This window comes from Arthrobacter parietis (genome assembly GCF_039530425.1).
Taxonomy (GTDB): domain Bacteria; phylum Actinomycetota; class Actinomycetes; order Actinomycetales; family Micrococcaceae; genus Arthrobacter_D; species Arthrobacter_D parietis.
Genome location: NZ_BAAAON010000001.1, coordinates 1,324,429 through 1,349,539, shown reverse-complemented (window position 1 = coordinate 1,349,539; position 25,111 = coordinate 1,324,429). Strand labels below are relative to the sequence as shown.

Sequence of the window (25,111 nt, the reverse complement as noted above, 5' to 3'; positions counted from 1 at the left end):
CCAGCCTAACTGTCCCGGCTGGGAGGGGTCGAACGGGCTCCTGCGGCACGCTCGGCCTTCTCGAAGGCAGTCTCCAGCTCGCTGACCGCGGATTCATAAGCAGGTGCAGCTCCGTCGTCGTCAGTATCTTCCTGCTCGCGCAGCACCGCCGCGGTCCGCATCGCGCGGACCAACCCGGCAGTCTCGGGACGCTTGACGTCCGTCATGTCCGGATAGTCGATGGCGACGGCGGGATCCAGTTCATAGCTCACCCACCGCTGCAACACGGATTCATGGCGCGCCCGCAACGCTGACCGCGCCTCTTCCACGGATTGACGACGACGGCGCACAGCCCGCTCCTGCTCCCCGCGCCAGACCCAGCCGCCCGCCAACCCCATCCCGAGCATGCCTGCCAGCCCGGTCACCGCAGCTGTCTCGGGGATGAGCACCATGGCTCCCAGCATGGCGCTGAGGCACGCGAACCCGCCGGTGAAGCCGTACCAGAAGACGCCATCGCGGTCCTTGTCCGTCAGCAGCCCGCGCGAGACGGCGAAAGCGGTCAGCGCAATGAGCGCTCCGATGACGGCGACGGCTAGCGCCGTCTGAACGGGTAACGCCAATAGGCCGGGCATCGGAGTTCCTCCCGGCACTTTCCCGTGCCGCTCGATGGAAAGGATCTGCACTTCCAGTACAGGCTTCCTGTGCCCGGGAGTCAATGCTTGTTGCCTGAAAGCAACCTTGGAAAGCGGATCGGCCTTCCACGAAAAAGCGCGCCCTCACCGATACCTCGGCGGGGGCGCGCTCCTCGTACTCGCGGGTGGGCCCTGTGGGACTCGAACCCACGACCCACGGATTAAAAGTCCGATGCTCTACCAACTGAGCTAAAGGCCCACGTCACCCGGGCACGCCCGAACAACGTGTCTACTTTATCGCACCCGATCGGGCGATAAGGCAACCTGGGCCGATACGCCCTGTGCCGTGGGAGCGAACCCGCGGGTTTGGTTGGCGCCTAGCCCCCCATTAGGCGCAGGAGTATTCTCGACCCATGGACGGCGAATATGTAGACAACAGCCCTCGGCACCACAAACCCAAGCCGTTTGCGCCCGCAGATTTTGAGGTTTTCGCCGGCGGTGCAGACCCCTCGCGGGTTTCCGAAGCCGCCCACCTTGCCGCGCACGCACTGGTTCACCACGGCCGCGAGACCGATGACCCCGTGGTGACGCAACGCCTGGTGCAACTGGCTGACCAGCAGGGGCTGGAAGCCATTGCCGAGTTGTGGGCGGAAAGTCCTGCTCGTTCCCTGCCCGGCGCACTCTGGCGCCTCTACGCGCTCCGTGCCGCTACCCAGCAGAACCCGGAAAAAATCGCCGCCTTCTTCAAAGCCGGCAAGGAGGTGGCCCAGGTTTCGAAGGTTGTCGCGGGAGTCGCCGAGCCCCCCGGCGCGGACGAGGTCCAGCACATGGCGGACACCATTCTTTCCGGCGCGTTCGACGGCGAATTCGACGTAGCGCTTGAGCGCTTTGCCGCTTTCTGCCGGGTAGTGGCGCTCGGCCAAACCAACCACGCGGACGACGTCGATACCTCCAACGGCGCCCACGCCACCAAACTCACGCGCAGTTCACACCAGCTGGTCAAGACTGCGGAGGACCTGGAGCACGCTGCCGCTTCCTGGCGCCGCGGCGAGCTGGACTAGCAGCACCGTGCACTGCCGGCCACTGGCCCTGTCCTGGCGCGCGAACCCGGTCTAGGATCGCCGTATGGAAGCGAATGCTGCGGGAGTCGAAGTTTTGACCGACAGTGAATGCTGGAACTGCCTGAGGGCAGTTTCAGTGGGGCGGCTCGCCGTCGCTCTCGAAGACGGCCCTGACATTTTTCCGGTCAACTACACCACCGATCACGGAACGCTCGTATTCCGGACAGGAACCGGAACCAAGCTTGCAGCGGTGCAGGCTGATGCCCGCGTTGCGCTGGAAGCGGACGGGGTGGACTCCGAAGCGGGTGTCGCCTGGAGCGTCGTCATCCGGGGTGGGGCGGAACTGGTGAAACTCCCCGACGACGTCCTTGAGACATTCTCGCTTCCCCTCTTTCCGTGGCAGGGAGGCAGGAAAGACCAGTTTGTCCGGATCATTCCGGAGACAGTTTCAGGACGGCGATTCCCCGTAGTTGAGCCGAAGACCTGGTGGACTCCGGAGTCCAGCGCAACCCATTCGGCGCCGGAGTAGACAGTGCTCGTTGACATGCACGCGGGTCAGTAGCAGACTGAAACTGGTGTCGGACCGTGGAACCCCCGGGCTTCAACATTTAGCCGCTTCGAGCGGCCTTCCGCCGAGAGGCGCTCCCGGTTCGGCGCCACTTTTGTGCCCTCAGGGGGCCGGCCGCACAGTGCCGGCCACCTGAGTGAGGCGCAGGTAGTCTTAGGTGGCAACCGTCCGTGCGACCGTAGGTGATCCTTGTGAAGCTCCGCCTCTTTCCCCAGGAAAACGCAGGACTTGAACTGCTCTCCAGCATGGCCCAGCAACTGGTCCTCGGAGTCCGCAGCATGTCCGGCATCCTTGGTGCCGCACCCCAGGACTATGATCAGCTGGCCGAAGAGCTGCACCAGTATGAAGGCACCTCGACGGACCTGCACTTTGCCCTGCTGACCTCGATGCGCACGAGCTTCATCAACCCGCTCCCCCGTGAAGACCTCTACTCCATGTCGCGTCTGTTGAGCGAAGCCATGGAGAAGCTCGACGGCGCTGCGGAGCTCATCGCCCTCTACAAGCTGACCAAACTCAGCCGCCGCGCAACCGAGCAGCTCGAGGTGATCACCCGGCAGGCGGAACTGACCGCCGAGGCGATGCGGCAGCTCAATTCCCTCGATGACCTCGAGGACTACTGGATCGAGATCCTGCGACTGGCCAAGCGTGCCGAACGCACGCACCGGATCTGGTGCTCGGAGCTGCTCGCTGACCACAAGCCGCTGGTCTACGCGCGGCACCGTGACGTCGCCAACCAGCTCGTCGACGTCACAAAGGACATCCGCAAGGTGGCAACCCACGTCGGAGCGATCCTCGTCAAGGAATCGTAGGTGGAGGTCTTCCTCCTCGGCACCGTAGTGCTCCTCGCTGGCGGATTCGCCTTCATCAACGGGTTCCACGACGTCTCCAACTCCATTGCCACGTCGGTCCGTACCCGCGCACTGACTCCAACTGTGGCAGTCCTGCTCGCTGCGCTGTTCAACCTCGTCGGTGCCCTCATGAGCGCCAGCGTGGCGACTCTCTTCACCGGGAACAGCATCAGCCTCCCCACCGGGCAGAGCGGTCTGGGCATTTTGCTCGCCGCCCTGCTGGCAGCGTGCGCCTGGGGTATCTTCACCTGGTACCGAGGCAAGCCGTCGTCGTCCACGCATGCATTGATCGGCGGACTGATAGGGGCCGGCGGGGCGGCGGCAGTGCTCGGCGGGGAGTCCATTGCCGCGTCCGGCCGCGTATTCCTCCTGGAGATCGGACTGCCGCTGCTGCTGTCGCCGCTGATTGCCTACCTGCTCGCCTACGTGGTTGTCTTCCCTGCCACGTGGCTGCTGCGTCACAATTCCCCGCGCAAGGTCAACAACGGGAACCGGATGGCCCAGGCCGTCCTGACCGCCGCATTCGCCTTGGGCCACGGGCTGCAGGACGGTCAGCGCACCATGGCCGTGATCGTCCTGGCGCTGGTGGGAGCCGGCCTCTACTCCGGGAGCGATATTCCGCTCTGGGTCCAAGTCTTTGCCGCCGTGCTGCTGGCGGGCGGATCACTGCTTGGAGGCTGGCGCATTACACACACCCTTTCCAACCGGCTGGTACGCATTGACCCGCTCCGCGGGATGGCGGCCCAGGGGGTCAGCGCCGTCATGCTTTTTGTCGGCGCACTGTCGCTGAACATGCCGCTCTCCAGCACGCATACCATGACCTCGGCAATTGTGGGCGCCGGCGCCAACCAGCGCTACGCCACGGTTCGGGGACGCGTGGTGCGCTCGGTATTGCTGGTCTGGATTACGACGGCGCCCGCCACCGCGCTGCTCGCCGCCATCCTTTTCCTGGCGATGAGCCCGCTGCTCTAGATTGCAGGCTGAGGCAGGTCCTTATCCGAAGCGGCCGGAGACGTAGTCCTCGGTTGCCTTCTCCGAGGGCATGTTGAAGATGTTGGTGGTCTCGCCGTATTCGATCAGCTTTCCCGGCTTGCCGGTGCCCGCGATGTTGAAGAACGCCGTTTTGTCCGAAACGCGGGCTGCCTGCTGCATGTTGTGGGTAACGATGACCACGGTGTACTCGCTCTTGAGCTCGTTGATAAGGTCCTCGATAGCGAGGGTTGAGATGGGGTCCAGCGCCGAGCAGGGCTCGTCCATGAGGATGACCTCGGGAGAAACCGCGATGGCCCGCGCAATGCACAGGCGCTGCTGCTGGCCGCCGGACAGGCCGGATCCGGGACGGCCGAGGCGGTCCTTCACCTCGTTCCAGAGGTTGGCGCCGCGCAGCGACTTCTCCACCAGTGCGTCCGCGTCTGACTTCGAGATCCGCTTGTTGTTCAGCTTGACGCCGGCCAGCACGTTGTCGCGGATGGACATCGTGGGGAACGGGTTGGGCCGCTGGAAGACCATTCCGATCTGGCTGCGGACCGTCACGGGGTCCACCGCGGAGTCATACAGGTTGTCACCGTCCAGCAGCACTTCCCCCTCAACCCGCGCACCGGGAATGACCTCGTGCATGCGGTTCAGGGTGCGCAGGAAGGTGGACTTCCCGCAGCCCGACGGGCCGATGAAGGCCGTGACGGAACGTGCGTCGATGCTGATGTTCACGTCTTCCACAGCGAGGAACTTGCTGTAGTAGACGTTGAGGTCCTTGACGTCGATTCGCTTGGACAATGGAGATCCTTCTGGGTTGTGCCGGCGGGTCAGCGGCTGGTCTTGGGAGCGAAGAGGCGGGCGATGAGGCGCGCCGCGAGGTTCAGGAGCATGACCATGATGATCAGCACCAGCGCGGCCGCCCAGGCACGCTGCGTGCTGGGGTCTGTGGCCGTCGGTGAGGTGGGCGTGAGGATCTGGTAGTAGATAAAAGTGGGCAGGGTGCTCATCCAGTCACCGAAGACGTTCCAGTTGATGGAGCTGGCAAAGCCTGCCGTGACCAGAATCGGAGCGGTTTCGCCAATCACCCGGGCGATGGCCAGGGTGACACCGGAGGCGATACCTGAGATCGCCGTCGGAATAACCACACGCGTGATGGTGCGCCACTTGCGAACGCCCAGCGCGTAGGCCGCTTCACGGAGTTCATTCGGGACAATTTTGAGCATTTCCTCCGTGGAGCGCACAACAACCGGGATCATCAGCACAGACAGCGCGACGGCGGCAACAAAGCCGGTGCGCGTGCCCGGCCCGAATAGCTGGCCGAACAGTGCAGCGGCGAAGAGACCGGCCACGATGGACGGGATACCCGTCATTACGTCAACGAAGAACGTGATGGCTCGGGCAAGCTTTCCGCCCGTGGAGTATTCCACGAGGTAGACGGCGGAGAGGAGCCCGATCGGCACGGAGATGAGCGTTGCCCACAGGGTGATCTGCAGGGTGCCGACAATGGCGTGGTACGCACCTCCCAGTACCGGTGTTCCCTCTGCGACAACCTGGTTGTCAATGGCTCCGGTGACGCCGTTCATGGACGTGAACAGGAAGTTGTAGGTCAGCCCCGGGAGGCCGCGCTCCAGAACGGTCCAGATAACCGAGAGCAGCGGAAGGAGTGCGACGAGGAATGACCCGTAGATCAGGAACATGGCGAACCGGTTGCGGGCCTTGCGTGAGCCTTCGACGACGCCCGTGACAGCTGTCCCCGCACCGATGAAGATGAGCGCACTGAAGAGGGCGAAGGGAACCAGGCTGAAACCGACCAGCGCGGCCAGTGCTGCGCCAACGACGATCGACGCTGCCAGGACCACCCATAGCGTGTAGGAGGGCATCCTGCCCTTGGTCAGCTGGGAGCGGCGCGGAGTCAAGGTGGCGTTGGCCATTAGTTAGCCCCTGAAAATTCTTTGTGACGGCTGATGATCCACCGCGCCACGATGTTGACGGCAAGCGTAATGACGAAGAGGACCAGGCCGGCGGCGATGAGTTCGGCCAACCGGAGCCCGTAGGCTTCGGGGAAGTTCAGTGCGATCTCGGCCGCGATGGTCTGGTTGCCGGACTGAATGAGGCTGGCTGTCAGGGCACCGCCGGAGAGCACCAGCGCCACGGCCATGGTCTCACCCAACGCGCGGCCGAGGCCGAGCATCGCCGCGCTGATGATGCCCGGGCGGGCAAAGGGCAGGACCGCCATGGTGATCATCTCCCAGCGGGTGGCTCCCATGGCGAGCGCCGCTTCCTCGTGAAGCTTCGGCGTCTGGAGGAAGATTTCCCGGCTGAGCGAGGTGATGATCGGAAGGACCATGACAGCGAGCACAATACCGGCGGTCAGCATGGTGCGTCCCGTCTGGCTGGCGGGGCCTTCGAAAATCGGAATCCAACCGAGGTTGCGCGCCAGCCAGTCATAGGCGATGGCCAATTGCGGAGCGAGGACGGCGTATCCCCATGCGCCGTAGACCACCGAAGGTATGGCCGCGAGCAGGTCGATCACATAGCCGAGCCCCTGCGCGAACCGGCGGGGCGCGTAGTGCGAGATGAACAGCGCAACGCCGATGCCGAGCGGTGTGGCAATCAGCAGCGCGATGGCCGCGGCAATCACGGTTCCGATGACGATCGGGAAGATGTAGGTGAAAAAGCCGTCCCCGCCGGTAATTTCCGATGGCTCGGCGCCGAAAACCGGCAGAGCCTCAATGATCAGGAAGACTGCGACGCTAAAGAGCGCTGCCAGGATCAGGCAGCCTGCGGCCAGGCTCGCGCCGGAGAAAATCTTGTCTCCGGATTGACCTGCACCGCCTGCTCGTTTCAGTGCATTCGTGGACACGGGGGGACCTTTCGGCGCTGCGCGGGGACGTCTGGAACAGTGCTCACGCAACTGTCCCGCTCTTACAAGGTACCTGCAACCCTGCCGGGACGCAGACAGCCAACAGCCCCGCCAGGGCCTTCTGGGCCTGGCAGGGCGTCATTGACCTGTTAGGAGGCAACCTGAATGGAATCAATCGCTTCCATTGCCTGCTCGCGCAGGGCCTCGGAGATGGGCGCGTTGCCCGCAGAGGATTCAGCTGTGGCCTGGCCCTCTTCGCTCACTGCGTAGCTCGCGAAAGCCTTGACCAGGTCCACCGTCTCCTGATCCTGGTACGCGCTGCAGTAGATGTGGTACGAGACAAGCACGATCGGGTAGGCACCGGACTCGGTGGTGTCGCGCTTCAGTTCCAGCGACATGTCAACCTCGCTGCGTCCTTCGACCGGTTCTGCAACTTCCACTGCGCGGGAGGCTGCTTCGGCGCTGAGCGGCACGTATTCCTCGCCAACCTTGACGAGGGCCTGTCCCAGGTCTCCGACGGCGGAGGCATCGGTGTAGGTGATGGCGCCTTCCGTGGAGGAGGTGGTGGAGACGACACCGTTGGTGCCCTGGGCGTTCTCAGCGACGATTTCGGCAGGCCAGTCGCCGGAAACCTCGTAAGTCCATACGTCCGGTGCCGCGGCAGCCAGGTACTCGACGAAGTTCTCGGTGGTACCTGAATCATCTGCGCGGTGAACAACGGTGATCGGCAGGTCCGGCAGTTCAACGCCCTCGTTCTGTGAAGCGATCACCTCGTCATTCCAGTTGGTGATCTCACCGGCGAAGATTGACGCGATCGTGTTCGCGTCAAGGTTCAGTTCCTGGATTCCGGGGAGATTGAACGCCACGGCGATGGGAGAGACGTAGGCGGGGATGTTAATGGCGCCATCGGGGCCGCAGATTTCCTTGGACGCCTCGTATTCCTCGTCATCCAGGTACGCATCCGAGCCGGCGAACTGCACGCCTTCGGCAAGGAATGCCTCGCGGCCTGCACCGGAGCCGTCCGGGGAGTACTGAATGGTTGCTTCGGGGTTCAGCTCCTCGAAGCCGGTCTTCCAGGCGGTCATCGCCGCGTTCTGGGAGGATGCACCCGCACCGGTCAGGGTTCCGGAAACCGTGCTTTCGGGAGCCGCGCTTGCATCACCCTCAGTACCGGGGTTGACGGCGGCGTCGGAACCGCACGCCGTGAGGGCCAGGGCGGCCACAGAAATAACTGCCGCTGCGCGGCCAAAGCGAAGAGCCTTCACGTGAATATTGCCCCTTCCAGGGTTTGAACAGTCGGTGCTCAGATGACACCCGCGTTGTCTGTACGAGATTCGGTACTCACCACACGCTAGGCACCGCAGGTAACGAGATTGACGGGTCAAAATGAACGGAAGATGAACGCCGGTGGGACATTAGCCGTGATCCGGTTGCAAACCCTTGTGCTTTGGACGGAATGAGTTATTGAGCTGTCACCTTCGTCCTAGTGCCCAGCCGTTAGCGTTAGAGGTATGACCACGGACAGCAGCGTTGACGGCGGATACGCGAAGCACGAGGATGCCACGGCTGTGCGTCCGGGTCACCCGTTGCGGTGGCGCCGCCTGCTCATAGGGCTCGGCCTGGTGCACGCCCTGGTTGTCGGATTCAGCCTGATCTCTCCGCTGCTGACAGGTCAGGCAAGAGGTGAAACTCTCTTCAGCGTGTACTTCGACGTCAACTATGAGGGCAACTTTCCTACCTGGTGGTCCGTGGTGCAGCTGGCCGCAGCAACAACAACCCTCCTGTTCGCCGCCGTCCTCGCCAGACATCAGAGAATCAAGGGGGCCACCGCCTGGTGGATTCTGGCCGGCATGGTGTTCCTCCTGTGCCTCGACGAGGGAACCTGGCTGCATGAACGCCTCGACACCCTTGCCGGGCAGTTTGTGGACGTCGCGGACTTCACGTTCGTCTGGCTGGTGTTCGGCATACCCATCGCCGTTGTCGTGCTCGTACTGGCGACCGTCAGCGCCCGGCACCTGCCGGAAGCATCAACCCGGCTGATCGTGCTGGGAATAGTGACCCTGTTGTTTGCAGCCGTCGGGCTCGAGTTAGTGGCGGGGGAAGTCATTCGCCTCGGTGCTCCGACCGCAGTGCTGGCGGTGGTCTACCACCTCGAGGAATTCCTGGAACTGGTGGCGGGGGCGCTCTTGCTTGCAGCGCCGCTCGCGGCCGTCCGGACGCGGACTATGGGCAGGTCCACCACCTTTACCCTGATGGACCGCTCCCGGCGGTAGGGTCAGGCGTATGACCCGGCGCTCGCGACTGGACCGCGCACGTTCCTTTCTGCGCAACCGATCCCGCGTAGGCCTGCGCCGCAGCCGCTCATCCTTGCTTCCGGCCATCCAGATCACCGTCGGCGCTGTTGGGGCGTATGCGTTTGCAGAGCAGGTACTCGGCCACGATGGGCCCCTTTTTGCTGCCACCTCTTCGCTCATCGCACTAGGGTTTTCGAGGGATCCGCGGCTGCGTCGGGTGCTGGAAGTCGGTTTCGGATGCACACTCGGTATCGCTGTGGGCGATGTGCTCCTGGCGTTGCTGGGCACAGGACTCTGGCAGGCCGCCGTCGTTCTTTTTGTGTCCGTCCTGCTGGCGCGTTTCCTGGACAGCGGGACCATTTTCACCACCCAACTGGCACTGCAGTCCCTCCTGGTTGTGCTCCTGCCGGCCCCGGAAGGAGGACCGTTCACGCGAAGTGTGGACGCCGTCGTCGGCGGTGCTTTCGCACTGCTGATCACCATGGCGATGCCGCGTGATCCGCGCCGCGAGCCCAAAGGCGATGTCCGCAAGCTGCTAGGGGAGCTCTCCGCGGTGCTGCGTGAGAACGCCCGTGCGCTGTCCGCCAGCGATCCCACGCAGGCGTGGCACGCGCTGATCCGGGCACGGAACTGCCAGCCGCTGATGGACGGGCTCTCGACTTCCATGCGCGCGGCGACGGAGGTTGCGCGCCTTTCACCGGCGTACCGGCGGCACCGGGGCGAGCTGGGCGAGCTGCACGGCTCGATCAGCTATATCGATCTCGCGATCCGAAATAGCCGGGTGTTCTCCCGGCGGCTGACCTCGGTGATCAATCACGCGGCGCTCTCGGACGAAGCCGTGCAGTCGCTGGCGCAGGTGATCGAGGAAACTGCCGATGCCGTGGATGTCCTCGCGCTTGCCCTGCACTCCTCCTCCACAGCGGAGCGCGATCAACACCTACGCAGGGCGCGGGAGGATCTTGCCGCGGTGGCCACCGTCCTGCACCCCGCCCGCCTCAATGTGAAGCGGCTCGAGGGTGAGGGGCTGGTGGTTCTGTACCGGCCGCTCATCGTCGACCTCCTCGAAGCCACCGGCCTCTCCCATGAGGACGCCGCCGGGTACCTGCCCAAACTGTGAGTAGCAACAGCTGAGCCTCGACAGGACTGTCAGTTGCACCCGGTACGTTTGAACCATGGCTACAAAGACCGCGCGATCGCGCACGCAATCCCCCGCCTACCGCTGCGGTGAGTGCGGCTGGACCACCGCCAAGTGGGTGGGCCGGTGCGGCGAGTGCCAGGCGTGGGGCACGGTCGAGGAGGCAGCCGCGGCAGGCGTAGCGCGTACTACGGCGGCCACTACCGTTGCGCGCCCCGCCCTCCGGATCGCTGAGGTGGATTCCACCACGGCGTCCTACCACCCAACCGAGATCGGCGAACTCGACAGGGTGCTCGGCGGGGGATTGGTTCCGGGTGCGGTCATCCTCGTCGCCGGTGAGCCCGGGGTCGGCAAGTCCACGCTCCTGCTGGACGTCGCGGCGAGGGTCGCCCGGTTGGGACGCACGGTTCTCTACGTCACCGGTGAGGAATCAACCGCACAGGTGAAACTGCGGGCAGAACGGATCGGCGCGTTGGCGGACACGCTGTACCTCACGGCGGAATCAGACCTCAGTCAGGCATTGGGCCAGGTTGAGAAGGTGGATCCCGCTTTGCTCATCGTGGATTCGGTACAGACGCTCAGCAGTCCGGACGTGGACGGCAGTGCGGGAGGTGTCACCCAGGTGCGGGAGGTGGCGGCGTCGCTCATCAACGCTGCCAAGACCCGCGGTATGACCACGTTGCTGGTCGGCCACGTCACCAAGGACGGCTCTATCGCAGGCCCGCGGCTGCTTGAGCACCTTGTGGATGTGGTGTGCCAATTTGAGGGTGAACGGCACTCACGCCTCCGCCTGATGCGCGCGGTCAAAAACCGTTATGGCCCCACCGATGAGGTGGGTTGCTTCGACCTGACGGATACCGGGATCGTGGGACTCGCGGATCCAAGCGGGCTGTTTGTCTCCCGTACCAAGGAGCCGGTGGCGGGAACCTGCATCACCGTCACGCTCGAGGGCCGGCGTCCACTGCTGGCCGAGGTTCAGGCGCTGCTCGCCGAATCGGCAACTTCGCAGCCGCGGCGCGCCACGAGCGGTCTCGACGGCTCCCGGGTCTCCATGCTCCTTGCCGTCCTGCAGCGCCGGGCTTCGCTGCAGCTGCACAAGGATGACAGCTATGTGGCCACAGTCGGCGGCGTAAAGCTGAGCGAACCGGCAACGGACCTCTCGGTTGCCCTTGCCATTGCTTCCGCCAAGACCAACCAGGCGCTTCCCTCCCGCATGATCGCCTTCGGAGAGGTGGGGTTAGCCGGCGAGGTGCGTCCGGTGCCGGGAATTTCGCGTCGCATCCAGGAGGCCGAGCGCCTCGGGTTCACCCACGCCGTCGTACCGGAATCGCCCAACGGCCCCGGGCGCATCCCAGCCGGCTTCACCGTCAAGCAGGTCAGCACGCTCACGGAAGCCCTCGAATTGCTCTTCTAAGGCTTCCCGATGCGGTCCCAGTGCCCGCTGAACGCTGGAACGTTACGCATTTGAGTGGAAACTGGGCCGTCAGCCGATGCCGTGCTCCCATAGGATTAGGAACTGTCGGTCCGTGCATTCGCCTGCCCGGCTTCGAAGAGGGAGTGAGATGGTACGCAGTCCGGAGGACGCGCTGAAAGCAACCCTGGCGCGGGTGGCGCCGGGTACGCAGTTGCGCGACGGCCTTGAGCGGATCCTTCGCGGCCGCACCGGTGCCCTGATCGTCCTGGGGTTCGACCGCACAGTGGACTCGATCTGCTCTGGCGGCTTCGACATCGGAATCGACTTCTCCCCCACCCGGCTGCGCGAGCTCGCAAAAATGGACGGCGCTATTGTCTGTGACCGGGACGCCAGCAAGATCCTCCGCGCCGGCGTGCAACTGGTGCCGGATCACCGGATCGAAACGCAGGAGTCAGGAACACGCCACCGGACTGCCGAGCGCGTAGCCATCCAGACCGGCGTTCCCGTCATTTCCGTCAGCCAATCCATGCAGATCATCGCGCTCTACGTTGACGGCCTCCGCCATGTGTTGGAAGGGTCCGAGCCCGTGCTCGCCCGCGCCAACCAGGCGCTCGCCACCCTCGAACGGTACCGCGCACGCCTGGACCAGGTCACCGGATCACTCTCGGCACTCGAAATTGAGGCCATGGTGACTGTTCGCGACGTCGCCGTTACCCTGCAGCGCCAGGAAATGGTGCGCCGCATTTCCGAGGAAATCTCGCAGTACGTCCTCGAACTCGGCATCGACGGACGCCTCCTCTCCCTACAGGTGGAAGAGCTGACCACGGGCCTCGGCCCGGGCAGCGAGATGGTTCTTCGCGATTACTCCGGGCTCGGCGCAAGCACCATGCCGGTCGAAGACCAGTTGACGCGCCTCCAGGGTTTCAGCTCCACAGACCTCATTGATCTGGGCACCATCGCAAGCGTGCTCGGCTTCAACCCGTCCACAGACTCCCTCGATGCGGTGGTGCAGCCCAAGGGGTACCGGCTGCTTTCGGGAATCAAGGCCGTGCCTCCCACGGTCGCCAACCGGCTCGTGGACCACTTTGATGGACTGCAGAACCTCATGGCCGCCAACATCGATGACCTCATGGCGGTGGACGGGATTGGCGAACAGCGGGCACGGACTGTCCGGGAAGGCCTCTCACGGATCGCGGAGACCAGCCTCCTCGACCGCTTCATGTAGTCCGTGTAAACCTGAAGTTCATCTCTACTCAAGCGTGAAAAGAACTTCGTCGCTGGTGCGTTCACCCAGGCGGGTCCGGAACGCGTACTGGCCGGCGCCGGGCACCGCATCAACTGTTGCGCACTCGGGAGCGCTCCGGATCCGTTCCCAGGTGAAGCGCGCAGTTTCCGACTTTCCCGGCTCAATGATCACTTCCAGGTCCTCAGCGCCCTCCTGGCAGTCCCGGGACGAGAAGATCCGGTCTTCGCCGCTGGTGATCAGGAACTCCATCTGCGATGTCCCTACATTCACCGGGCAGGGAACCTCACCCGTATTGCTGACGGTGAGGGAGAGGACGGGATTCTGGTCCGGCGCATAGGTTTCGGCGTCCACGCTGCCGGTGACCTCGATGGACGCCGGATTGCACACCGGCTCAGTCGGTGTTGGTGTTGGCGTTGGGCTCGACTCCGTCGGGGAGGGGGACGAGGAGGGGGTTGCGGACGCAGTCGGGTTCGCGGCGGCGCTGGTAGGAGCCGCGGCGGCCGGCGCCGGACCCGGCTCCGAGCGGAAAAGCCCGGCAAGTGCAATCCCTGCCCAGATAAGACCTCCGACAAGCAGGAGGGCGAGCAGTGCCACCACCTGACGACGCCGTTTGTAGACCTGGGGGCTGGGTGTCCGCCGGGGACCGTTCACCCGGCTGCTGCCTGTACCTCCTGCCGAGCTCATGATTCAAGGCTAAGAGACGTGACGCCGACGCGCATGCTCACCACGCCGCGCGGCGGCCAGTTCCGCCGATGCTTTGGGTAGGGTGGATCCTGCCGATTTGTCGAACATCTGGAGTTCACCGTGGACGCCGCAGTGCTGCATGCTCGCCTGAGTGACTGGTTCGACGACGCCGCCCGGGACCTCCCCTGGCGGCTTCCCTCCCGAACCCCCTGGGGCGTTCTGGTGAGCGAGTTCATGCTTCAGCAGACTCCCGTCTCGCGTGTCCTGCCCGTATGGGAGGACTGGATGTCCCGCTGGCCTGCACCAGCTGACCTCGCTGCAGCCCCCGCGGGTGAGGCCCTCCGCCACTGGGGGCGCCTGGGTTACCCACGGCGGGCGCTGCGCCTCCACGCGGCGGCGACTGCCGTCGTCGTTCATCATGGGGGCAACGTACCCAATTCCTATGCTGAGCTCCTTGCACTGCCGGGCGTGGGCACCTACACAGCTGCCGCCGTCGCGGCGTTCGCCTTCGGTCATCGCGAGACGGTCGTCGACACGAACATCCGCCGCGTCCACGCGCGGCTTGTGGGCGGTGCCGCCCTGCCGGCGCCGGCGCTGACGGCCGCTGAGATGAAGCGGGCTGCCACACTCCTGCCCGACGACGGTCCCGCCTCGGTCCGCTGGAACGCGGCTGTGATGGAGCTCGGTGCGCTGGTCTGCACTGCGCGGACGCCCTCCTGCGAGCAGTGTCCGGTCCTCGATCGGTGCGCCTGGGTGGCGGCCGGGAAACCCGCGCCGACGTACGTACCCAAGGGCCAGTCCTGGGCAGGAACGGACCGGCAGGTACGTGGCGCGATCATGCATGTGCTGCGGCATACGGACAGCCCCGTGCCGCTTCCACTCATCCGCGAGCGCCCCGTGGACCTGGCGCACGGCACCCCCGCGGCATTTGAGAAGCTGTATGGGTTGCATGCCCCGCTTGAGCAGCTCGAGCGAGCGCTCAACGGCCTCCTCGCGGATGGCCTGGCAGAGGAGACACCACGGGGATTGCAGCTCCCAGCCTGACCTCTCCTCGGAACTTCCTGGGCCCTCCTGGCGAACTTTTGCGCACCTCTGGCGACGTCGGCCCGCCCGGAAGTCACCGTAAGTGCCCAAAAGTTCCGCTAGAGCTCGCCGAACCCTGCCTTGACCTCACCGCCGATGTACTCGATGGCCTTCTGCGCCTCTGGGCCCGTCGCCTCAGCGCGGAGTTCCTTGCCCTCGCCCAGAGCGAGCGACATGAGCAGCATCACCGACTTGCCGTCCACGCCGTTGATGGTCACTTCGGCGTCCAGGTCCGTGAGCGCCCTTGCTATGACGGCCGCGGGCCGAGCGTGCAGGCCCATCTTGTTCGGCAGGGTCCAGGCGCCCGTCACCGCCGGCTCAGCAGCTGCTTCCAGCGGAGCTGAGGGACCGGGAGCCGCCGCCCCATGGGAGACGAACGGCTCAAGTGACTCAGGGTCGATGGAAACGACAGCACGCTCGGCAGCGGAAGCGACCTCGTCCACCGTGCCGCCGGACTCCGCCTGCACGGCCGCTGCCACCGCTCCTTCGACCAGGGCGGCTTGAGGCAGGCGGATCCTCGACCGGGTATCAGGGGGGAGGAATTCAAGGGTCATTTCTGCAGTCATGACTGCAGAACCGAGGTCGGTAAGGACCACGACGCCGTCGCCCTGCTCGGCTTCCTCAAGCGCCGACTGAACCTTCTCAAGACTGGTGCCGATGCGCGACGGGGAATCACTCGTACCGCCGGCGGCGGCTATCCGGACGTTGGGGGCCATCTGCGCGGCCAGCTCAATGACCCCCTCGGCGATTTTGCTGCTGTGCGAGACGATCACCAGGCCGACCGTCACTGTTGACGCCCTGCGGTGTCAGCTGCCGCCTGAAGAATCAGGGCCGAGGACTGCGCACCGGGGTCACGATGCCCGGCACTGCGCTCACCCAGGTAACTGGCCCTGCCTTTTCTGGCGATCAGCGGCTCTGTGGCGAGGGCACCGGCCTGGGCGGCATTGGCTGCAGCCTCAAGCACCTCCACGGCCGACGCCCCGGCCGACTGCGCCGTGCCGGCAGCCTCGACGGCGGGAGTCCACGCATCGATCATGGTCTTGTCCCCCGGCTCGGCCTTGCCGCGCGCCACCACGCCGTCGCGTGCTGCAGTTAGGAAGCCAACGACGGCGGCGGGATCGATCTCAGCTGCGTCACCCAGAGCTGTGGCCGCGCGGAGGAACGCGGTACCGTACAGCGGACCGGCCGCACCGCCAACGGTGGACATCAAAGTCATGGCAGTCAGCTTGAAGACCGCGCCGGGTGTTTCCTGCCCACCGGCGTCGAGCTTTGCCACCACCGCCGCGAACCCGCGCTGCATGTTCTCGCCGTGGTCCGCGTCCCCGATCGCCCGGTCCAACTCGATCAGCGCAGTACGGTGCTCAGTGAGGACCTGTGAGCACTCCCGGATCCAGGCTTCGGCCCATTGCGCAGTCAGCGCCATCTACACTCCCCATCGCAGGGCCGGCGTCCATACCGGCGTGTCCCAGAGTTCCACCATTTCATCGTCCAGCTTCAGCACCGAAATCGACGCTCCCTGCATCTCCAGCGCCGTGATGTAGTTGCCAACCAGGGAGCGCTCAACCGAGATGCCGCGCTCGGCAAGCACCTGACGCGCGCGCCGGTACACAATGTAAAGCTCACTGGCCGGCGTGCCGCCCATGCCGTTGACGAAGAGCAGCACGCGGTCACCGTCCGTCGCTTTGAGATCGGCGAGGATCGGCTCCAGGAGGCGGTCGGTTATTCCGTCCGCATTTTCCATGGCGATCTTGTGCCGGCCAGGTTCACCGTGAATCCCGATGCCGATCTCGATTTCTTCCTCGGTCAGATCGAAGCTGGGCACGCCGGCGTGCGGCACCGTGCAGGCAGAGAGCGCAACGCCCATGGAACGCACGTTGTCATTGACGCGCTGGGCAATCCCGGTGACGCCGTCGAGGGAATCACCGCGCTCGGCTGCTGCTCCGGCGATTCGTTCCACGAGCACCGTCCCGCCGACGCCGCGGCGGCCTGCGGTGTACAGCGAATCTTCCACAGCGACGTCGTCATTGATCAGGACCGACCGGACCTCCACGCCCTCGGCCTGCGCCATTTCGGCTGCGGTCTCGAAGTTGAGGACGTCGCCGGTGTAGTTTTTGACGATGTGCAGCACTCCTGCGCCGCCGTTCACGGCAAGTGTGGCGGGAATGATCTGATCGGGAGTAGGCGAGGTAAACACCGCGCCAGGGACCGCAGCATCAAGCATCCCGCGGCCCACGAACCCTGCGTGCAAAGGTTCATGACCGCTTCCGCCGCCCGAAACCAACCCCACCTTGCCCTGGACCGGAGCGTCTCTGCGGGTGATGAACAAGGGGTCCGGATGCACCTCAACCAGATCAGCGTGGGCAGCCCCGAACCCCTCAATGGATTCAGTTACCACTGCCTGCGGGTCATTGATCAGCTTCTTCATGCGAGTCTCCTTGGACGGTGATCGACTGCTGCAAAACCGGTTCGCCCTTGAACAGTACTCTGCGGCAGGGACGGTTGCCCAGACCCTTCATGCTGAAGCACCCGGATATGACTGTGGGAAGGACCCGGACGGTCCTTCCCACAGCTGGCGGCCTGATGCCGCCTACGTTTTTACCGGCTATTTCTTGAACGCGTCCTTGATGTTCTCGCCGGCATTCTTGAGGTCGGCCTTGCTCTGGTCCTTCTGGCCCTCGGCTTCCATGTCCTTGTTGCCAGTGGCCTTGCCCAGGCCTTCCTGAACCTTGCCGCCCAATTTCTCGGCGTTGTTCTGTGTCTTGTCGTCTGCACCCATGGCGTTCCGCCTTTCGTCGACGTTCCGTCCCCCTGTCAGGAGACTCACCTGGCGTTCACATACCAAGCATCCTTAGCTTATCGGCGCAGAACGCCGCTGGCTAGCTCACCGTCAGAGCGTACGGATCATCCTGGTATTGCCGAGGGTATTGGGCTTCACGCGTGCCAGGTCCAGAAATTCCGCTACGCCTTCGTCATGCGAACGCAGGAGTTCCGAATACACAACGGGATCCACTGCCGACTGGTCCGCCATCACACGGAACCCGTGGCGGCGGAAGAAGGCCTCTTCGAAGGTGAGGCAGAAAACCCGCTGCACACCGATAGCGCGCGCTTCCTCAAGCAGCGCATTGACGACGGCGGTGCCCACGCCCCTGCCCCGCGCCGCTGCGGCGGTGGCTAGCGTACGGATCTCCGCGAGATCCTCCCACATGACGTGGAGGGCTCCGCACCCCAGCACACCGCCGTCGTCATCTTCGGCGATTTTGAACTCCTGAAGGCCCTCATAGTAGGCGACCGTTTCCTTGGCAATCAGGATGCGCTCTTCCGCGAGCGGGGCCACCAGCTGCTTGATGATGGGCACGTCGGCGGTGGTTGCCCGGCGAATATGAAAGGACTGGCTCATTCAACCCAGTGTAGGGACCCGGACGTACCTCAGATTCCCAACTCCGGGGGAAGGTCCACCTTCTCGCCCAGCAGGTGACGGGCCAGGAAGTGCTCGACGACGGAGTACCAGATCTTCGCGTGCTGCGGCTTGAGGATCCAGTGGTTCTCATCCGGGAAGTACAGGAAGCGGTGCTCAGTCTCCCCGTCCGGCCCGGCAGGCAGCTGGGACTTGGACAGGAGCTCGTACCAGAGCCGCAAACCTTCGCCGATCGGGACGCGGTAATCCTTGTCACCGTGGATCACCAGCATCGGCGTGCTGATCTTCCCGACATGCGTGTGCGGGGAGTTCTCGAGCGCCATCTCGGCCGTCATCTCCTTCTCCCAGTAGAAAGAGGCATCGGTGGTGGGCCCGAATTGGTCCAGGGCCCACAGGCTGGCGTGCGTGACGATCGCATTGAACCGGTCCGTATGCCCGGCCACCCAGTTGGCCATGTACCCGCCGAACGAACCGCCCATCGCCGCCGTGCGGCTCTCATCGATGTCCGCACGCGCCACCACGGCATCCGTTGCGGCCATGAGGTCCGTGTAGGGCGCGTCTGCCCATGCGCCCCAGCCGCGTTCGATCATCTTCTGTCCGTAACCCGTGGAGAGGGCGGGGTCCGGCAGGAGGACGGCGTATCCCTGGGCGGCCAGCAGCCACGGCGACCAGCGCCAGGTCCACGCGTTCCAGGATCCGAGCGGGCCGCCGTGGATCCAGAGCAGCAACGGCGCGGGCGCAGATGCGCCGGCTCCTTCCGGCAGGACCAGATAGGACTTCACGGCGTGCCCGTCCGCGCCGACAGCCTCCACCCGCTCCAGCGTTCCCGGCAGCGGAGGGCGCTCACTCGGCGCCGGCAGCGGCGCAACAGTGCCCGTGGCAAGCTCAATGCGCACAGCCTCCGGCGGGAACTCGTAGGAACTGCGCAGCGCGTAGGCGGCCAAACCGTCAGGCGAAATAACGACGTCGGTGTAGGCAGCAGCATCCATCGTCACCTGCCGCACCTCGCCGCTGGCGACGTCAATAACGAAAACCGGCGCCGCGCCGTCGTCGTCCGCTGTGACCACCAGTGCGCTTCCATCCGGAAGCCAGGCGGCAGGAGCAGGCCAACGGTCCCATCCGGAGGCAAGGGGCGTCAGGGAACCTCCAGCGGCAGGAAGCAGCCCGAGCTCCACGTTCGGCGGTGTATCGGGGCCGGTGCGGTGCCGGACTACCACGACGGCGGTTGAGCTGTCCGGGCTGATAGGGCCTGCGTCGTAGTCATAATCGGGGTGTTCGAGGAGAACGGAGCGCTCCCCGGTGGCAGTGTCGACGCGCACCAGCACCGACCGCTGGTCCCCGCCTCCCACGGGTACGGTCTGCCCTGTGAGCAGGAACGTACCGTCCGGACTGAGGCGCGGGCTCGCGTTCCGGAGTGCGGAGCCAATTCCGCCGGTCACATTGCGGAGCGTGACGGAGGGCTCGTCGTCGAGCGTGATCTTGCCGGCTTCACCGGGCTTACCGGGCTCACCGGGCTCAATCAGGAAGTAGCGTGGCTCGGAGGGGCCAAGATCGGCATCCCAGTGACGAACCGGGTAGCCCGTGTGCAGAATTGCGGCAACACCGGCGTCCTTGCGGGCCTTGCGGCGTTCTCCGTCGTCCGATTCATCAGTTGATCCGGCCAGCACCTCAGCAACGACGACGGCGGCGTCTGCCTCCGCTGCAGCGAGGACCGATTGCACTCCTCCCGGGCGGGTGTGCACTACCCGGGCTTCGCCGCCGGCGGCCGGAAGCTTCCAGAGCGCTGGAATCGGTTCCTCCTCCGCGTTGTCCGGGTCCGGGCGGGCGGACGTGAAAAGGAGGTCGCCGCTCCTAAGGAAGGCGGCGCCCGATTCTCCCTTCGCGCTGCGGGTGATGCGCCGGGCCGGTTGGCGGCCGGATGGGTCCAGCTCCCACAGGGCGGAGGTGTAGGCAGTGCCCTTGGAGTTGAGGGTGGCCACGGAGGTAACCAGCCGGGTGCCGTCGGCGCTTAACGAAAGCCCACTCAAACGCGGTAGGGCGACGAAACGATCCAGGTCATGGAAGGCAGTGGTGTTCGCTGGGGTGGGCGAATCTGGTACGAGTGTCATGGAACATCTTTATCATCCGATGTGCTCCAGCTCACAACCCAGGGCAGTTCCGAATGCGCTTAAAAGAACCTGCCCGTATCGGCGGACCGATACGGGCAGGTGTGCTTGAGAGTCCCCGGTTTACTCGGGAACGACCGCCTCGATTGCCGCCGGCGAATCCTCGATCTCCTTGGGAGCACCATGCCCGACGAAGGTGAATTTTGCTTCGTCACCCTCGCCCTCGACGTCCACCGAGACGAGCTCTCCGGACTTGATCTCTCCGAAGAGAATCTTTTCGGAAAGCTGGTCTTCGATCTCGCGCTGCATGGTCCTGCGCAGCGGGCGTGCACCCATTGCCGGATCATAACCGCGGGTCGCGAGCAGCACCTTGGCCGCAGGTGTGAGTTCGATGCTCATACCCTTATCTGCCATCCGCTTGCTCAGGCGGTCGAGGAACAGATCCACGATCTGGACAATCTCGTCCTGGGTCAGCTGCGGGAACACCACGGTGTCATCCACACGGTTGAGGAACTCGGGGCGGAAGTGCTGCTTCAGCTCCTCCGTTACCTTCGCCTTGATGCGGGTGTAACCCGTGTTGGTGTCAGTGCCGGACTGGAAGCCCGTCATGACGCCCTTGGAGATGTCCCGGGTGCCGAGGTTGGTGGTCATGATGATGACGGTGTTCTTGAAGTCCACCACACGGCCCTGGCTGTCAGTCAGGCGGCCATCCTCGAGGATCTGCAGCAGCGAGTTGAAGAGATCGGCGTGAGCCTTCTCCACCTCGTCGAACAGGACAACGGAGAACGGACGGCGACGGACCTTTTCGGTAAGTTGACCGCCCTCTTCATAGCCCACGTATCCGGGGGGCGCACCGAAGAGCCGGGAGACGGTGTGCTTCTCCGAGTACTCCGACATGTCCAGTGTGATCAGCGCATCTTCATCTCCGAAGAGGAACTCAGCAAGCGCCTTGGCGAGCTCGGTCTTTCCAACGCCGGTGGGACCGGCGAAGATGAACGAACCGCCCGGACGCTTCGGATCCTTCAGGCCTGCACGGGTCCGGCGGATGGCCTGGGAGATTGCCTTGATGGCGTCATCCTGGCCGATGACCCGCTTGTGCAGTTCATCTTCCATCTTGAGCAGCCGCGAGGACTCTTCTTCGGTGAGCTTGAAGACGGGGATGCCGGTGGAGTTCGCGAGAACCTCGGCGATCAGTTCCTCGTCAACCTCGGCGATGTCATCGAGACCGCCTGACTTCCAGCGGCGCTCCTTGTCCATGCGCTCGTCATGAAGCTTCTGCTCACGATCTCGCAGGCGGGCTGCACCCTCGAAGTCCTGGGCGTCGATAGCGGATTCCTTCTCCCGCTTCACGGACGCGATGCGCTCATCGATTTCCTTGAGCTCCGGCGGAGCGGTCATGCGGCGGATTCGCAGCCGCGCTCCGGCTTCATCGATGAGGTCAATGGCCTTGTCCGGCAGGAACCGATCGGAGATGTACCGCTCGGCAAGGTTGGCAGCCGATGCCAGCGCGGCATCAGTGATGGAGACACGGTGGTGTGCCTCATAGCGGTCCCGGAGCCCCTTCAGGATTTCAATGGCATGTGCCACCGAAGGCTCCTGAACCTGGATTGGCTGGAAGCGGCGCTCAAGGGCCGCGTCCTTTTCGATGTGCTTGCGGTATTCATCCAGCGTGGTGGCGCCGATGGTCTGAAGCTCTCCACGCGCCAGCATGGGCTTCAGAATGGACGCGGCGTCGATAGCGCCCTCTGCCGCGCCGGCACCAACGAGCGTGTGGATCTCATCGATGAACAGGATGATGTCGCCGCGTGTGCGGATCTCCTTCAGGACCTTCTTGAGGCGTTCCTCGAAGTCACCGCGGTAGCGGGATCCGGCAACCAGTGAGCCGAGGTCCAGGGTGTACAACTGCTTGTCCCGGATGGTCTCGGGTACATCTCCGCGGACAATCGCCTGAGCGAGGCCCTCGACGACGGCCGTCTTGCCGACGCCGGGCTCGCCGATGAGCACGGGGTTGTTCTTGGTGCGGCGGGAGAGGACCTGCATGACGCGTTCCATCTCGAGCTCGCGGCCGATGACCGGATCGAGCTTGCCCTCCCGGGCCGCCTGGGTGAGATTGCGTCCGAACTGGTCCAGTACGACGGACCCGGCAGGGGTGCCCTCCTGCTGCTGGCCACCTGATGCCACAGGTTCTTTGCCCTGGTACCCGGAAAGCAGTTGAATGACCTGCTGACGGACGCGGTTGAGGTCAGCGCCGAGCTTGACCAGAACCTGCGCGGCAACGCCCTCACCCTCACGAATGAGACCGAGCAGAATGTGCTCAGTGCCGATGTAGTTGTGGCCGAGCTGCAGTGCCTCGCGGAGAGACAGCTCCAGCACCTTCTTGGCACGCGGCGTGAAGGGGATGTGACCGGAAGGAGCCTGCTGGCCCTGCCCGATGATCTCCTGCACCTGCTCGCGCACAGCGCCGAGGGAAATGCTGAGCGACTCAAGCGCCTTTGCGGCGACACCCTCACCCTCATGAATTAGCCCAAGCAGAATGTGCTCGGTGCCGATGTAATTGTGGTTGAGCATGCGGGCCTCTTCCTGGGCCAGCACTACAACTCGACGGGCACGATCCGTAAATCTCTCAAACATGAGACACACTCCTAGCTAACGCGTAGTTCGATGCTACGTGCCCATGGATGGCTTGTGGAGCGTGTTCGCCACAGGCGAGATAGGCCAGCGGGCCCTGCTCGGAGGCGCTAGCGCTGCGCAGCCCGGTATGCCTCGATGATCTCGGAATTGACGCGCCCCCGCGAAGAGACGTTGTAACCGTTTGCCTTTGCCCATTCGCGGATCTGCGCGGCTTCCTGATTGCGGGCGGCGGGTGCGCCCTGCCGCTGTTTACCCTGGCTCTCGCGCCTGGCGGAGGAGACATAGGTGGACAGCGCACTGCGCAGTTCCTCCGCGTGCACTGAGGAAAGATCAATTTCATACTGCGATCCGTCGAGGCCGAACCTTACGGTTTCATCTGCCTCACCGCCGTCGAGGTCGTCAATCAGAATGATTTTGACTTTCTGCGCCATAACAATCTCCTCAATCGGCCTATCGAGTATTCAAGAGACATTATCGTCCGCATTAAACCCAGACGTCAAAAGAGAAAAATGATGATCAGGCTTTTTACTGCTTCCCGGGCGGCGCATCATCCGGCGACGGTGTCGGTTTTACTATTTCATTCTCCCTGTTGCGGCGTTCTGCGGATTCGGCCTCACGCTCGGCCCGGTCCGCGTTGAAGATCGACTTCATGACGAAGTAGAAGATGAGCCCAACGGCAAGGGAAGGTAGGAGAACAGCCAAATACTCCATAGTATTAACCCAACTCCGGCTTCAACAGCGGGAATAGGATGGTTTCCCTTATTCCGGTGGAAGTGAAAAGCATGACGAGCCGGTCAATGCCCAGGCCGATCCCGCCCATCGGCGGTGCGCCGTATTCAAGGGCACGAAGGAAGTCTTCGTCCAATTGCATGGCTTCCTCGTCACCGGCAGCTGCCCGCCGTGACTGTTCGGTGAGGCGCTCCCTCTGAATGACGGGATCAATCAGTTCGGAAAACGCGGTTCCACGCTCCATGCCGCCGATGATGAGGTCCCATGCCTCAATCAGCTGCGGCTGGTCGCGGTGGGGACGGGCCAGGGGCTGCGCTGACGGCGGATAGTCATAAACGAACGTCGGCTGCACCAATGTCGGTTCGACAATCTCGCTGAAGAGTTCCAGGACAAGCTTTTCCGCGTCCCAGTCCAGGTCCACGGAAACCTCCTGTTCTTCAGCTACCGTCAACAACATTTCCCTGTCAGTGTCCGGAGTGATAACACGTCCAACTGCCTCGGAGAGCCCCGGATAGACCCCGAGCCAGCGCCATTCGCCGTCCAGGTCAATGGTCCCGGCTCCGGATTCAATCTGGCGCGATCCAAGAAGGTCAGCACAATTCAGGATGATCTCCTTCATGCGGTCAGCCATCACGAACTGGTCAGCATAAGCCTCGTAGCACTCGAGCATCGTGAATTCGGGACTGTGCGTAGAGTCGACTCCCTCATTGCGGAAAATACGACCAATTTCATAAACGCGGTCGATTCCACCGACAACTGCCCGCTTCAGATAAAGCTCCAGCGCGATGCGAAGGGTCATCTTCTGATCAAAGGCATTCACGTGGGTCTCGAACGGCCGCGCGGTGGCGCCGCCATGGACCAGTTGGAGGATCGGCGTTTCCACCTCGATGTATTCATGCGAGTGAAGCGTCTCACGGATACTGCGGGTAATCATTGCCCGCGTCCGGACCATCTGGCGCGCTTCCTCGCGCACCAGCAGATCCACATAGCGCTGGCGGACTCGTGTCTCCTCGTTGACCCCGGCGTGCAGGGTGGGCAACGGGCGCAGCGCCTTCGACGCCATAGCCCAGCCCGTAGCCATCACCGACAGTTCGCCGCGGCGTGAACTGATGACTTCCCCCGAAACCTGCACGTGATCGCCCAGATCCACCGTTGACTTCCACTCCGCCAGGGGCTCCTCGCCGACGGCGGCGAGGCTCAGCATCGCCTGGAGACGGGTTCCGTCGCCCTCCTGGAGCGTCGCGAAGCACAATTTCCCGGTATTCCGGAGGAAGACTATCCGGCCAACCACGCTGACGTTCTCACCGGTTGAGTCACCGGCCTCGAGACCGGAGAAGCGGTCCCGGATCTCGCCCAGGGAAGATGTCCGCTCCGGCTTGACCGGATACGGCTCCTCACCGCGCTCCAGCAGGCGCGCGCGCTTTTCCATGCGGATGCGCATCTGCTCGT

Annotated in this window: 25 protein-coding genes and 1 tRNA gene; 9 read left to right on the top strand and 17 right to left on the bottom strand. The window is 64.1% G+C overall.

The genetic code is table 11. From position 1 onward, the window contains the following. Positions 1–5: 5 nt before the first annotated feature. The gene (locus ABFX19_RS06395) at positions 6–611 is read right to left on the bottom strand and encodes a hypothetical protein (RefSeq protein ID WP_346027830.1); all 606 of its coding nucleotides are present in this window, start codon (positions 609–611) and stop codon (positions 6–8) included. 186 nt (positions 612–797) lie between these two features. Then, positions 798–870 (bottom strand) — tRNA-Lys (locus tag ABFX19_RS06390). Between the two features lie 154 nt (positions 871–1,024). Here ABFX19_RS06390 and ABFX19_RS06385 point away from each other — a divergent pair. The 4 genes from ABFX19_RS06385 to ABFX19_RS06370 all read left to right on the top strand — a co-directional run bounded on the left by ABFX19_RS06385 (position 1,025) and on the right by ABFX19_RS06370 (position 4,060). Further along, complete coding sequence (locus ABFX19_RS06385) at positions 1,025–1,672, top strand: hypothetical protein (protein WP_277358790.1); 648 nt, start codon at positions 1,025–1,027, stop codon at positions 1,670–1,672. Between the two features lie 64 nt (positions 1,673–1,736). Further along, positions 1,737–2,201, top strand: a complete 465-nt coding sequence (locus ABFX19_RS06380; RefSeq protein ID WP_277358791.1) for a pyridoxamine 5'-phosphate oxidase family protein — start codon at positions 1,737–1,739, stop codon at positions 2,199–2,201. A gap of 230 nt (positions 2,202–2,431) precedes the next feature. Then, entirely contained in the window at positions 2,432–3,049 is a 618-nt protein-coding gene (locus ABFX19_RS06375) for a DUF47 domain-containing protein (protein ID WP_204533535.1), read from the top strand. Beyond that, positions 3,050–4,060: an inorganic phosphate transporter gene (locus tag ABFX19_RS06370; RefSeq protein ID WP_277358792.1), complete on the top strand. Its 1,011-nt coding sequence runs from the start codon at positions 3,050–3,052 to the stop codon at positions 4,058–4,060. A 21-nt stretch (positions 4,061–4,081) separates the two neighbouring features. On the opposite strand, the gene pstB is transcribed toward ABFX19_RS06370, so the two are convergent. From pstB to pstS, 4 genes are all read right to left on the bottom strand, one after another. After that, a complete protein-coding gene (pstB, locus tag ABFX19_RS06365; RefSeq protein WP_056545807.1) occupies positions 4,082–4,861 on the bottom strand; it encodes a phosphate ABC transporter ATP-binding protein PstB in 780 nt (259 codons plus the stop codon). A 29-nt stretch (positions 4,862–4,890) separates the two neighbouring features. Beyond that, complete coding sequence (pstA, locus tag ABFX19_RS06360) at positions 4,891–5,994, bottom strand: phosphate ABC transporter permease PstA (RefSeq protein ID WP_277358793.1); 1,104 nt, start codon at positions 5,992–5,994, stop codon at positions 4,891–4,893. Beyond that, positions 5,994–6,926, bottom strand: a complete 933-nt coding sequence (pstC, locus tag ABFX19_RS06355) for a phosphate ABC transporter permease subunit PstC (protein ID WP_277358794.1) — start codon at positions 6,924–6,926, stop codon at positions 5,994–5,996. Before pstC ends, pstA begins: the two co-directional genes overlap by 1 nt. 149 nt (positions 6,927–7,075) lie before the next feature. After that, the gene (pstS, locus tag ABFX19_RS06350; RefSeq protein WP_277358795.1) at positions 7,076–8,191 is read right to left on the bottom strand and encodes a phosphate ABC transporter substrate-binding protein PstS; all 1,116 of its coding nucleotides are present in this window, start codon (positions 8,189–8,191) and stop codon (positions 7,076–7,078) included. A 246-nt stretch (positions 8,192–8,437) separates the two neighbouring features. Here pstS and ABFX19_RS06345 point away from each other — a divergent pair, with 246 nt between their 5' ends. The 4 genes from ABFX19_RS06345 (at position 8,438) to disA (ending at position 12,994) form a co-directional block, all read left to right on the top strand. After that, on the top strand, positions 8,438–9,199 hold the full coding sequence (locus tag ABFX19_RS06345; RefSeq protein WP_346027829.1) for a hypothetical protein: 762 nt from the start codon (positions 8,438–8,440) through the stop codon (positions 9,197–9,199). A gap of 10 nt (positions 9,200–9,209) precedes the next feature. After that, a complete protein-coding gene (locus ABFX19_RS06340; RefSeq protein WP_277358797.1) occupies positions 9,210–10,337 on the top strand; it encodes an FUSC family protein in 1,128 nt (375 codons plus the stop codon). Positions 10,338–10,392: 55 nt separating this feature from the next. Next, positions 10,393–11,769 (top strand): DNA repair protein RadA, encoded by a 1,377-nt coding sequence (radA, locus tag ABFX19_RS06335; RefSeq protein WP_277358798.1) that lies wholly within the window; start codon positions 10,393–10,395, stop codon positions 11,767–11,769. A gap of 148 nt (positions 11,770–11,917) precedes the next feature. Further along, on the top strand, positions 11,918–12,994 hold the full coding sequence (gene disA / locus ABFX19_RS06330) for a DNA integrity scanning diadenylate cyclase DisA (RefSeq protein ID WP_277358799.1): 1,077 nt from the start codon (positions 11,918–11,920) through the stop codon (positions 12,992–12,994). 24 nt (positions 12,995–13,018) lie between these two features. On the opposite strand, the gene ABFX19_RS06325 is transcribed toward disA, so the two are convergent. After that, positions 13,019–13,699 carry a hypothetical protein gene (locus tag ABFX19_RS06325; protein ID WP_277358800.1) on the bottom strand — a complete coding sequence of 227 codons (681 nt, stop codon included), beginning with the start codon at positions 13,697–13,699 and terminating at the stop codon, positions 13,019–13,021. 120 nt (positions 13,700–13,819) lie between these two features. On the opposite strand from ABFX19_RS06325, the gene ABFX19_RS06320 reads away from it, so the two are divergent. Further along, a complete protein-coding gene (locus ABFX19_RS06320) occupies positions 13,820–14,743 on the top strand; it encodes an HhH-GPD family protein (RefSeq protein WP_346027828.1) in 924 nt (307 codons plus the stop codon). 98 nt (positions 14,744–14,841) lie between these two features. On the opposite strand, the gene dhaM is transcribed toward ABFX19_RS06320, so the two are convergent. The 10 genes from dhaM to lysS all read right to left on the bottom strand — a co-directional run bounded on the left by dhaM (position 14,842) and on the right by lysS (position 25,103). Beyond that, positions 14,842–15,570, bottom strand: a complete 729-nt coding sequence (gene dhaM / locus ABFX19_RS06315; protein WP_277359649.1) for a dihydroxyacetone kinase phosphoryl donor subunit DhaM — start codon at positions 15,568–15,570, stop codon at positions 14,842–14,844. Next, complete coding sequence (gene dhaL, locus ABFX19_RS06310) at positions 15,567–16,205, bottom strand: dihydroxyacetone kinase subunit DhaL (protein WP_277359650.1); 639 nt, start codon at positions 16,203–16,205, stop codon at positions 15,567–15,569. The genes dhaM and dhaL overlap by 4 nt, the downstream gene beginning before the upstream one ends. Then, on the bottom strand, positions 16,206–17,207 hold the full coding sequence (dhaK, locus tag ABFX19_RS06305; protein ID WP_346027827.1) for a dihydroxyacetone kinase subunit DhaK: 1,002 nt from the start codon (positions 17,205–17,207) through the stop codon (positions 16,206–16,208). Between the two features lie 177 nt (positions 17,208–17,384). After that, positions 17,385–17,558 (bottom strand): CsbD family protein, encoded by a 174-nt coding sequence (locus ABFX19_RS06300; protein ID WP_056545784.1) that lies wholly within the window; start codon positions 17,556–17,558, stop codon positions 17,385–17,387. Positions 17,559–17,669: 111 nt separating this feature from the next. Further along, complete coding sequence (locus ABFX19_RS06295) at positions 17,670–18,179, bottom strand: amino-acid N-acetyltransferase (RefSeq protein ID WP_277359652.1); 510 nt, start codon at positions 18,177–18,179, stop codon at positions 17,670–17,672. 29 nt (positions 18,180–18,208) lie between these two features. Then, positions 18,209–20,305: a S9 family peptidase gene (locus ABFX19_RS06290; RefSeq protein ID WP_346027826.1), complete on the bottom strand. Its 2,097-nt coding sequence runs from the start codon at positions 20,303–20,305 to the stop codon at positions 18,209–18,211. A gap of 120 nt (positions 20,306–20,425) precedes the next feature. Next, complete coding sequence (locus tag ABFX19_RS06285) at positions 20,426–22,933, bottom strand: ATP-dependent Clp protease ATP-binding subunit (RefSeq protein WP_277359654.1); 2,508 nt, start codon at positions 22,931–22,933, stop codon at positions 20,426–20,428. 107 nt (positions 22,934–23,040) lie between these two features. Next, positions 23,041–23,364 (bottom strand): histone-like nucleoid-structuring protein Lsr2, encoded by a 324-nt coding sequence (locus ABFX19_RS06280; protein WP_056545775.1) that lies wholly within the window; start codon positions 23,362–23,364, stop codon positions 23,041–23,043. A gap of 94 nt (positions 23,365–23,458) precedes the next feature. Continuing rightward, positions 23,459–23,644: a hypothetical protein gene (locus tag ABFX19_RS06275; protein ID WP_277359655.1), complete on the bottom strand. Its 186-nt coding sequence runs from the start codon at positions 23,642–23,644 to the stop codon at positions 23,459–23,461. 4 nt (positions 23,645–23,648) lie between these two features. Then, complete coding sequence (gene lysS, locus ABFX19_RS06270; protein ID WP_346028046.1) at positions 23,649–25,103, bottom strand: lysine--tRNA ligase; 1,455 nt, start codon at positions 25,101–25,103, stop codon at positions 23,649–23,651. Between the last annotated feature and the right edge of the window lie 8 nt (positions 25,104–25,111).